General features: G+C 72.5%; 9 protein-coding genes. 6 read left to right on the top strand and 3 right to left on the bottom strand.

Translation table 11 applies throughout. The annotated features are described in order from the left end of the window. The coding region (locus BLT82_RS14645; protein WP_404204090.1) for an MFS transporter at window positions 1–1,317 on the top strand (1,317 nt) is incomplete at its 5' end. Window positions 1,318–1,533: 216 nt separating this feature from the next. On the opposite strand, the gene BLT82_RS14640 is transcribed toward BLT82_RS14645, so the two are convergent. Next, the gene (locus BLT82_RS14640; RefSeq protein WP_093654735.1) at window positions 1,534–1,935 is read right to left on the bottom strand and encodes a DUF5997 family protein; all 402 of its coding nucleotides are present in this window, start codon (window positions 1,933–1,935) and stop codon (window positions 1,534–1,536) included. 57 nt (window positions 1,936–1,992) lie between these two features. Here BLT82_RS14640 and BLT82_RS14635 point away from each other — a divergent pair, with 57 nt between their 5' ends. Further along, window positions 1,993–2,757, top strand: a complete 765-nt coding sequence (locus tag BLT82_RS14635) for a LysR substrate-binding domain-containing protein (RefSeq protein WP_093654733.1) — start codon at window positions 1,993–1,995, stop codon at window positions 2,755–2,757. Window positions 2,758–2,860: 103 nt separating this feature from the next. Here the strand turns inward: BLT82_RS14635 and BLT82_RS14630 are convergent, their stop codons facing one another. Then, complete coding sequence (locus tag BLT82_RS14630; protein ID WP_093654731.1) at window positions 2,861–3,031, bottom strand: hydrophobic protein; 171 nt, start codon at window positions 3,029–3,031, stop codon at window positions 2,861–2,863. Window positions 3,032–3,195: 164 nt separating this feature from the next. Between BLT82_RS14630 and BLT82_RS14625 the strand changes: the two genes are divergently transcribed. The 3 genes from BLT82_RS14625 to BLT82_RS14615 all read left to right on the top strand — a co-directional run bounded on the left by BLT82_RS14625 (window position 3,196) and on the right by BLT82_RS14615 (window position 7,885). After that, the gene (locus tag BLT82_RS14625) at window positions 3,196–3,369 is read left to right on the top strand and encodes a CsbD family protein (RefSeq protein ID WP_093654796.1); all 174 of its coding nucleotides are present in this window, start codon (window positions 3,196–3,198) and stop codon (window positions 3,367–3,369) included. An 822-nt stretch (window positions 3,370–4,191) separates the two neighbouring features. Then, entirely contained in the window at window positions 4,192–4,683 is a 492-nt protein-coding gene (locus BLT82_RS14620; protein ID WP_244291968.1) for a MarR family winged helix-turn-helix transcriptional regulator, read from the top strand. Between the two features lie 181 nt (window positions 4,684–4,864). Continuing rightward, complete coding sequence (locus BLT82_RS14615; protein WP_244291967.1) at window positions 4,865–7,885, top strand: AfsR/SARP family transcriptional regulator; 3,021 nt, start codon at window positions 4,865–4,867, stop codon at window positions 7,883–7,885. A 24-nt stretch (window positions 7,886–7,909) separates the two neighbouring features. Here BLT82_RS14615 and BLT82_RS14610 read toward each other — a convergent pair whose 3' ends face one another. After that, complete coding sequence (locus BLT82_RS14610) at window positions 7,910–8,107, bottom strand: hypothetical protein (RefSeq protein ID WP_093654725.1); 198 nt, start codon at window positions 8,105–8,107, stop codon at window positions 7,910–7,912. A 199-nt stretch (window positions 8,108–8,306) separates the two neighbouring features. Between BLT82_RS14610 and BLT82_RS14605 the strand changes: the two genes are divergently transcribed. Next, window positions 8,307–10,160: an AfsR/SARP family transcriptional regulator gene (locus tag BLT82_RS14605; protein WP_093654723.1), complete on the top strand. Its 1,854-nt coding sequence runs from the start codon at window positions 8,307–8,309 to the stop codon at window positions 10,158–10,160. Window positions 10,161–10,213: the final 53 nt, after the last annotated feature.

The raw sequence follows: 10,213 nt of genomic DNA, 5'->3' as shown, positions 1-10,213 counted from the left end.
ATCCACACCAGGCCAGAAGGCCCTCACCCATTTCAAGATCCCTCAGCCGAGACCTGCATCACCCGTCCACAACCTCCCGGGACAGAACAGCTAGGGCTCCGAGAGAACCGGCTGCAGTTCACCCTGCTGGTCATTGTCAACGTCTGCGTCGGCGGGCTGGTCGGTCTCGAGCGCACCACCGTTCCGCTCATCGGCTCCGAAACGTTCGGCCTGACCAGCGACCTGGCTGTCTTCTCCTTCATCATCGCCTTCGGCCTCACCAAGGCGTTCACCAACCTCGCCGCCGGCGCCCTCGCCGCCCGCTTCCGCCGCAAGCAACTGCTGGTGGCCGGCTGGCTGCTCGGCATCCCCGTCCCCTTCGCGCTCGCCTACGCACCGTCCTGGGGGTGGATCGTCGCCGCCAACGTCCTCCTCGGCCTCAACCAGGGCCTGACCTGGTCGATGACCGTCAACATGAAGATCGACCTCGTCGGCCCCTCCCGCCGCGGGCTCGCCACCGGCCTGAACGAAGCCGCCGGCTATACCGCGGTCGGCGTCACCGCCCTGCTCACCGGCTACCTCGCCACCAGCTACGGCCTGCGCCCCGTCCCCGAGCTCATCGGCATCGTCTTCGTCGTCGCCGGCCTCGCGCTGGCCCTCGCCGTCCGCGACACCGCCGCCCACGTCGCGCTCGAACTCGCCGACTGCACCAAGCCGCTGCCCACCGACGAGGACTCCGGCCTCAAGCCCACGTTCATCCGCACCTCCTGGAACAACCGCTCCCTGCGCGGCGCGAGCCAGGCCGGGCTGATCAACAACCTCAACGACGGGCTCACCTGGGGCGTCTTCCCCCTGCTGTTCACCGACCACGGCCTGGGGCTTGCCGCCGTCGGCCTGATCAAGGGCCTCTACCCGATCCTGTGGGGGCTCGGACAGATTCCCACCGGTCACCTCGCCGACCGCGTCGGGCGCAAGCCCCTGATCGTCTACGGCATGCTCGTCCAGGCCATCGGTTTCGTCCTCGCCCTGGCCCTGCTCGACCGCCCGCTGCTCGCGGGCGTCCTCTCCGCGGTCTTCCTCGGTCTGGGCACGGCCATGGTCTACCCGGCCCTCATCGCGTCCGTCTCCGACCACGCCCACCCCGCCTGGCGGGCCAACGCCCTCGGTACCTACCGGTTCTGGAGGGACATCGGCTACGCCGCCGGAGCCCTGGTCGCCGGCATCCTCGCCGACTGGCTCGGCCTCGACGCCACCGTCATCGCCGCCGCCGTCCTCACCGCCGCCTCCGGACTCCTCGCCGCCCGCTGGATCACCGAGCACCGGCCCGCCCCCAGGTGAACGACCACCTGCCCCGGCCGCGGCCGGGGCGGGTCCTGGGTGCCCCGCGCACAAGGCGCCCGCCCATCGCGCCAGGGACAGCACCGCTCCGCCCTTCGCCCGGCAATGCGAGCCTGACTGCCTCGACGGCTGTCCCGGGTGCGATCTCGTCGGTCAGCTCGCACGGTGCGGGGCGGAACCGGGCCAGGGCGGAGACCCGGCGCCCGCAGCGGGGGGTCAGGAGCGCTCTTCGGCCTTCTCCACCTTCTCCGCGCGCTTCTCCTTGAGGCGCACGGCCTCCTTGCGCACCTCGGCCTGGGTCGCACGCTCCCGCCGGAGCCACTCGGGGCTCTCCTGCTTCAGCGCTTCGATCTGCTCCGTGGTCAGCGCATCCGTGACACCGCCGCGGGCCAGGCCCGAAATGGAGACGCCCAGCTTCGCCGCGACCACGGGACGCGGGTGGGGACCGTCGCGCCGCAGCTCGCGGAGCCACTCGGGCGGGTCGGCCTGGAGCGCGTTGAACTCTTCGCGCGTCACGACGCCCTCCCGGAACTCCGCAGGGGTGGCTTCGAGGTACACACCCAGCTTCTTCGCCGCCGTGGCGGGCTTCATGGTCTGGGTTCCGTGGTGCGACGTCATGGGTCAAGGATATCGAGCGTGTGCACGAGGTCCGACCAGGGCGGATAACCTGGTGCGGTGACAGGCTCGGAAGCTTCCCCCTCCTTCAGGCTCGCCTACGTACCCGGTGTGACCCCTGGCAAATGGGTGCGGATCTGGCAGGAGCGGCTGCCCGACGTGCCGCTGGAGCTCGTCCCGGTGCCGGCCGCCGAGGCGCCCGGGCTGCTGCGCGACGGCGGCGTCGACGCGGGCGTGGTGCGTCTGCCCGTCGACCGCGCCGTCTTCAGCGCCATCCCGCTCTACACGGAGACGACGGTGGTCGTCGTACCGAAGGACCACGCCGTCGCGGCCGTCGACGAGGTGTCCCTGGAGGACCTGGCCGAGGACGTCGTGTTCCACCCGCTGGACGACACGCTCGAGTGGCAGGACCTCCCCGGGCGTCCCGCGATCGAGCGGCCGGCGACCACGGCGGACGCGGTCGAGCTCGTGGCCGCGGGGGTGGGTGTGCTGGTCGTGCCCCAGTCGCTCGCCCGCCTGCACCACCGCAGGGACCTCACGTACCGCACGGTCGTCGACGCTCCTCAGTCGAGCGTCGCCCTGTCCTGGCCGGAGGACCGGACCACCGATCTGGTGGACGACTTCATCGGGATCGTCCGCGGGAGGACGGTCAACAGCACCCGGGGCCGCCGTCCCTCCCCCGCCGAGCAGCCGAAGGACAAGCCCCGTCGCTCGGGCCGCCCGGCGGGCGAGGCGGCGGGCGGCAAGTCGGCGGCCGGCGGCCGGCGCGGTGCCTCCGCCGGGCGCAGGGGCGCCCGCCCCGGCAGGCCGCGCCGCCGGTCCTGATCCACGCCGTCCGGCGGTCGCCTCTCCGGACACAGGAAAGCGGGTGCCCCAGGAGGAACTCCTGGGGCACCCGACTTTCCGGCGGTCGGCGGCGGTGGCCGCTCTACCAGCGGTACCAGCGTCCCCGGCCACCACCCGCGCCGGCCGGCCGGATGACGAAACCGAGCAGCCAGACGACGAGGACGATGGCGGCGATCCACCAGAGCGCTTCGAGAGCGAATCCGGCACCGAAAAGCAGTACGGCGAGTATGAGAACCAGCAGCAACGGGACCATGTTTATCAACCTCCGAAGCCACGGTTGCCCCGGCCCCGCGAATTCACACACGCGGGATTCCGATTGCTCCTTCGTCTTTTCTCCTGCGCGCAGGGGGTTTGCCGGAGCGGGATCCGGTTACTCGACGAACCACACCTGTTGTCGACTTCTGGGAAGTGAGCGTCGTGGCTGCAGACGAGAAGACCCGGGCCAAGATGGAGCAGGCCAAGGGCAAGGTGAAGGAGACCGTCGGACGTGCCGTCGGCAACGAGCGGATGACCGCCGAGGGGCGCGCCGAGCAGTCCAAGGGCGACATGCGCGAGGCCAAGGAGAAGACCAAGGACGCCTTTCACCGCTGAGGTCGCGCTTTCCGCCCCGGGGCCCGGTATCCGCGAGACGGATACCGGGCCGCCCCGTTTCCGCAGCGATCACCGAATGGCGGCTCGCCATATGAGGCCGTAAGGCCGTCCCGCACGGAACGGAGTCCGCCGAACGGGCCCTCCGCACTCCGCGCCCCGCCCTTTCCGCACGGTGCGCCGCGCGCCGCCGGCCGCGGACTCCACTTGCCGCGTACCGCGTTCCGATGCCCCGCCGGCCCGGCGGCACACCTGCGGTCCGCCGTCCGGTCCCCGCGTCGGTGCGCGGGGGCGGTCCCACGGCGTCAGGCGGCACACCGTCCGTCCCCACCGGGGATTCGGCATGGTCCCAGGCGTCTACGCCCCGGCATCCCGCTGCGCCGCAGACGGTACGACGACCTCCCACTCGTCGAGGAGACACCCGCCACCTCTTCCACTACCCGGCCGGCGCCGGACCGGTCGGCGCCCGTGCGCTCCCATCCGGCGTCATCACGGCCCCGCCCGGGGCGAACGAGGTGCGCGCCGGCCCGTGGACACCGCTTCGGGTGGCACGGAACCCGACCGTTCCGCCAACGCGGCGGTCTCCACGGCCGCCTCTCCCAACACGCATGCGGGCAGCCACATTCCGGCAGGAATCCGGGATCCCGCTTCGCGGCCCCAAGGGGAAAGGATTCGCGCAAAGCGGCACCTGGGATTCCGGTAATCGAACACATCATGGACACTGCGTTCGGCCACAGGTACGGTGCGGCAGCATGTGGCCGGAACCATCGCGGGCCGCGGACCGACGGGCGCCGAGTGTGTCGACTTCCAGCGGGGGTGGCCGTGTTGCATGTCGCGACATCCGGTGAGCACGACTGCGGCGGCGTGGCCGCCGTCGACGCCCTGAGCCGCTCCGCACTAGCGGTGCTCCATCTGAACGGCAAATTCACGGCCATGTTCAACAGTCTGACGCTGGTGTACGGGCTCAGTGCGGCCCAGTGGCTGATCCTCGACACGATCCGGGCCGAGCCCCGGTCCGTCTCCGAGGTGGCGCGCCTGCTGGGCGTCACGCGGCAGAGCGTGCAGCGCACCGCCGATCTGCTGGTGGGTCAGGAGTTGGCGGGCTACCGCGACAATCCCGCGCACCGGCGCGCCAAACTGCTGGAGGCGACCGACAACGGCAGGGCCGTGCTGCACGGTGTCGAGCCCGGTCATGCCGATCTGGCCCGCCGGCTGTGCGGGGAGCTGGGTGGTGAGGACGACCTCCGCAGGATCACCGAGGTGCTGGGGGAACTGTCCCGGGCCCTTTGCGCCGTAGCCCCGCATGCGCGGCCCTGAGCCCGCGGGACGGGCCGGCGCGGGCCGTCCCTCCCCAGGCCGCACCCTCCGCGCACACGGCCGGAAGTCGCCGTGAACCCGGGGAGCTTGGTGTCTGATACCGAGCTACTTTCCTTGTCGTACGGCTACCGGCCCGAACCGGGTCACATCGGGGGAACCTTTGAACCAGTTGGTCTTCAGAATGCTCGGCCCCCTGCTGGTTCAGGCGGACGGGTTACCGGTCCGGATCAAGGGCAGACGGCAGTCCACCGTCCTCGCCATGCTGCTGCTCTCGGCCGACCGGATCGTGTCCGTCGACACGCTCGTGGACGCGGTGTGGCCGGAGTGCCCCCCGGCGACCGCGCGCAACCAGATCGCCATCTGCGTCGCGACGCTGCGCAAGACCTTCAAGGAGGCGGGTGAGAGCGAGCTCCTGCTGACGTCTCCGCCCGGGTACGTCCTCGCGCGTGGCGAACACCGCATCGACGTCGTGGAGTTCCTCCAGCTCGCCGAACGCGGACGGGACGCCGCACGGCACGGTCGGGCCGAGGAGGCCTGCGCCCTGCTGGAGGAGGCCCTCAGCAAGTGGCGCGGGGCGGCGCTCGACAAGCTCTCGGGCGAGCGGATCGAGGCCGAGGCCGCCCGGCTGGAACAGCTGCGGCTCGACCTCGTCGAGGAGCGCGCGGGGCTGATGCTCGAACTCGGCCGGCACCGGGTGCTGACCGGCGAACTCGGCGAGCTGGTCGCCCGTCATCCGTTGCGGGAGCAGTCACGCGAGCATCTGATGCTGGCGCTCTACCGCTCCGGGCAGCGCGCCGAGGCACTGGAGGTCTTCCGGCTGGGCCGCAGACTGCTCAACGAGGAACTGGGCATCGAACCGGGGCCGCCGCTCCAGCAGTTGCACGACCTGATCCTGCACGACTCCCCCGAGCTGTCGCGGCCTCCCGCGGCGGCTCCGTCCGCCTCGGTCACCGTGCAGACGGTGCCCGCCCAGCTTCCGGCGGACGTCATGCGGTTCACCGGACGGCAGCAGGAGCTGGCCGCCCTCGACCGGCTGCTGAAGGAGCCGTACCAGTCGCACGCCCCCGTCCTGGCGACGATCGCCGGTGTGGGCGGTGTGGGCAAGACGGCGCTGGCCGTCCACTGGGCGAGCCAGGCCGCGGACCGCTTCCCCGACGGTCAGCTCTTCGCCGACCTGCGCGGCTACGACGAGGAGAATCCGCCGGTCTCCCCGGCCGCGGTGCTCGACCGCTTCCTCCGTGCGCTCGGGACTCCCGCGCCGCAGATCCCGGAGGACCCCGACGAGCGCGCGGCGCTCTTCCGCAGTCTCCTCAGCACCCGGCGGACGCTGATCCTCCTCGACAACGTGCGGTCCTTCGCCCAGTTGAGACCGCTGCTCCCGGGCGGCGGCCGCAGCGTCGTCCTGGCCACCGGGCGCGAGGCACTGGACGACGTGACGGGCGACTACACCGCACTGCGGATCAGACTGCGCGTCCTCCCGCCCGCCGAGGCGACCACCCTGCTGACCAAGATCGCCGGAGCCGACCGCTTCGGCAGCGACCCCGTGGGGCTCGAGCAGCTCAGCGCACTGTGCGACTGCCTGCCGCTGGCCCTGCGGATCGCCGGGGCACGCCTGGCCGCCAAGCCCGGACTCACGGTGCGCGGGCTGGTGGAGAGACTGCGCGACCAGCGGCGGCGGCTGGACGAGCTGAGCCCCGAGGAGGGCGGGGTCCGGGCCGGCTTCCGGCTCACCTACCGGGACCTGGCGCCGGAGGCCGCCCGGATGTACCGCCGACTCGGCCTGCTGCGCACGCCGGACTTCGCGCCGTGGGCCGCGGCCGCGACGGTGGACACCAGCCTGCGGCGCGCCGAGGAACTGCTCGACCAGCTCGTCGACGCCCAGTTGCTGGAGGTCCTGGAACCGGTACCGGGCAGGCCTGCCCGGTACCGGTTCCAGGACCTGCTCCAGCTCTTCGCCCGTGAACGAGCCGAGGCCGACGAGTCGGAGGAGGAGTGCGACGCCGCCCTGGAGCGGGCGTTCGCCGCCTGGCTCTGGCTCGCGGAGGAGGCGCACCGGCGGCTGGACGGCCGGGACTTCCCGGTGGGCCGTCCGGCGGAGCCGGCGCCGGCCTTCCTGCTCGGAGCGGCGGACGAGCTGCTGGCCGCGCCGCTGGACTGGTTCGACTCGGAGCGGACCGCGGTCGCCGACGTGGTGGCGCACGCGGCCGAGACGGGCCGGGCGCGGTACGCGTGGGCCCTGACCGAGAGCGCCGTGCCCCACTTCGAGACGCGCAACTACCTGGAGGACTGGCAGCGTTGCGCCGACGCCGCCCTGTCGTCCGCCCGGCGCGTCGGCGATCGCGTGGGCGAGGCCACCATGCTGCGGCTGCTGGGCTCGCTCGCCATCTACCAGCGGCGCTACGAACAGGCCGAGGGGTGGAACATGGCCGCCCTGCGGCTGCTGCGGGGCAGCGAGGACGTCCACGGGGCGGCGCTCGCCCAGCGGAACCTGGCGATGTGCGCCCGTCTGCAGGGGGACTGGGACCGGGCTCTCGAGTTCTGCCGGGCGGCGCTCGAAGGGTTCTCCGAGGTGCACGACACCCGCAACCAGGCCCATCTGCTCGGCTATCTGGCGCAGATCGAGCTGGACCGGGGCCAGGTCGAGCAGGCGCTCCCGCTGGCCGTGGAGGCGGTGGCGCTCAGCCGGCGGTCCGGGTCCGTGCGGGCGGAGACGCAGAGCCTCTACCGGCTCGCGGAGGTGCGGCTGTGCGCGGGGGAACTGGACGACGCGGCCCATTCCTTCCACGAGGTGCTGCAGCTGTCCCGCAAGGAGGGCGACCGGGTCGGCGAGGCCCACGCGCTGCGCGGACTCGGCGAGACACAGTGGAGCCAGGGCCTGCTCCCGGCGGCCGAAAGCACGCTGAGGCAGGCCCTGGAGATCACTGAGGAGTTGTCCGACCGCTTCCTGTACGCCCGTGTGGAGACCGACCTCGGCTGTGTGGAGGCGCTGGGCGGCCGGCACTCGGCGGCGGCGGAGAGGTTCGAGCGGGCCCATGCGGCGCTAGGCGAAGTCGGAGCCCAGCCCTGGCGGGAAAGGGTGCTGAGGCTGCTCGCCGCACTGCGCGGCGGGCCGGGCGGGGCGGGTACGGCCGCGGAAGACCGGGCGGAACGTTGCTTCACGCCCCAGGCGTTGCGGCTGCTCCTTGCGGACCGGTCCGACTGAGCCGGTCCCGGAGGGTTCCGGGCGTCAGCCCCAGGGCATGTCGTCGTCGTAGGCCATGGCCGGTCCCACGGGCTTGACGATGCCCCAGGGCATGTCGTCGGCGTGCGTGACCGTCGTGGAGTGCGCGGTGGAGCCCAGTCCGGCGCCGGCGCCCGTGATGATTCCTGCCAGTACGAACAGACCGGCCATCGTCGCCCGCTTCGCCGTCCGAGTGCTGCGCATTGCGATTCCCCCTCATCGGTGGACCGTCATTGCCGCTTGCTGCGGTACGAACGGACAGTAGGGACGCCTCCTTTCGATCCTTTGTCCCACCGATTTCGCGCGCCGGGACCCCCGTGAAACCGACACGATATCGAGAAAATAACGCGCCCCTCTAGCGTCGTCCGGAGATTCTTCGCGGGTATCACGAACGGGGCTGCTCATGGAATTCCGAGTGCTCGGGCCGGTCGAGGTCCGCCGGCACGGGGGCAGAGTGCCGCTCTCCGGCACCAAGCTGCACACCGTGCTGGCAGCGCTGCTGCTGGCCCGTGAGGAGGTCGTCTCCGACGACCGGCTGAGCCGGCTGCTCTGGGGCTGGGCGCCGCCCGCCACCGCGAGCGCCCAGCTGTACACCTACGTGTCGCGACTGCGGAAAATCCTGGGCGACGACATACTCATCGACCGCAGGCCACCCGGATATGCCATGGCCATAGGCAATTCCTCGCTCGATCTGATCGAATTCCAGGAACTCGACCGCGAGGGCCGGGAAGCGCTCTCCGCACAGGACCACGAAAAGGCGGGAGATCTTCTGCGAGGCGCTCTCGCGCGCTGGAACGGCCCGCCTCTGGCCAACACCACGGACCATCTCGCGGCCGCCGAGGCCCCCTGCCTGACGGAGGCGCGCGCCGTCACCCTGGAGCACCGGATCACCGCCGACCTGGCACTCGGCCGGCACGAGGAGATCACCGTCGAACTCACCGGCCTGGTGGCGGAATTCCCCCTCCGTGAACGCATCCGCTGCCAGCTGATGACGGCGTTGTGCCGCTGCGGGCGGCAGGCCGACGCGATCCACCTGTACCACCACGGCCGCGCGGTGCTGGCGGAGGAACTCGGCGTCGACCCGGGGGAGGAACTGCAGGCCACCTACCGGGCGCTGCTGGACGGCTCGCTCGTGCGGCATCCGCAGCGGACCGGGGCGGCGGCGCCGAAGCCCGCCGGCCGGCGCCAGGACGACCAGGACGACCACGGCGTGCCCGCCACCCTGCCGCCGGACACGGTGGACTTCACCGGGCGCGAGCGCGAACTGGAACTGCTGTCCCGCGCGCTCGCCCCGGACGTCGCCGCCGCCGACCGGCCCCGCAGGGTGCTGGTGACGGGGATGGCCGGCGTCGGCAAGACCGCGCTCGCCGTGCACGCGGCGCACCGCTGCAAGCGGCACTTCCCCGACGGGCAGCTGTATGCCGACCTGCGCGCTCCGGACGGCACCGCGCGGCCGGCCGGAGGGGTGCTGCTGCACCTGCTGCGGGCACTGGGGCTCGCCGTCGGCTCCGGCCTGGCCGACGACACCGACGAACTCGTCCGGCTCTACCGGGAGCGCATCGGCGGCAGGCGGCTGCTCATCCTGCTGGACAACGCCGCGAGCGCGGCGCAGCTCGGACCGCTGCTCCCCAACACCCCCGAACCGGCCGTCCTCGTCACGGGACGCACCGCGCTGCCCACCGTCACCGGTGCGCACACCGTGGCCCTCGATCCGCTGGAGGACGGACCGGCGCTCCAGGTGCTGGCCGCCGCGGCGGGCCCGGACCGGATCGCCGCCGCCCCGGGAGCGGCGGCGGTCATCGTGGAGCACTGCGCCGGGCTGCCGCTGGCCCTGCGGATCGCGGGCACGCGGATAGCGGCCCGGCCGCACTACGCGCCGGACCGGTTCGCCCGGCGGCTGGCGGACCCCGACAGCCGGCTGCGCGAGCTCCACTCGGGCGACCTGGACGTGCAGGGCGCGCTCCTCGCCTCGTGGCGGGCGCTGCGGCCCGACGCCCGCCGGGCGTTCCCGGCCCTCGGCGGTCTCGGCCCCGAGCCGTTCCCCGCGGTGCGGGCCGCCGGGCTGCTGGGGCTGCCCGAGGGGGACGCCGAGCTGCTGCTGGAGGCCATGGCGGACGAGGCGCTGCTGGAGGTGAGCGGCGCCGACGAGTGGGGCCGGCCCTGCTACGTGTTCCACCCGCTGGTGCGGCTCTTCGCCCTCTCCCTTCCCGACGGCCGGGCGAGGGGCGAACCGGCCGGACGCTTCCGTGGGGCGTAACCGGTGGCTAACCGGCGCGCCCTACCCTCGCTCCGCCCGGCGGAGCAGCGACG

This window comes from Streptomyces wuyuanensis, assembly GCF_900103455.1.
Classification (GTDB): domain Bacteria; phylum Actinomycetota; class Actinomycetes; order Streptomycetales; family Streptomycetaceae; genus Streptomyces; species Streptomyces wuyuanensis.
The sequence above is the reverse complement of the archived record's forward strand: the minus strand, read 5'-3'. Positions and strand labels throughout refer to the sequence as shown.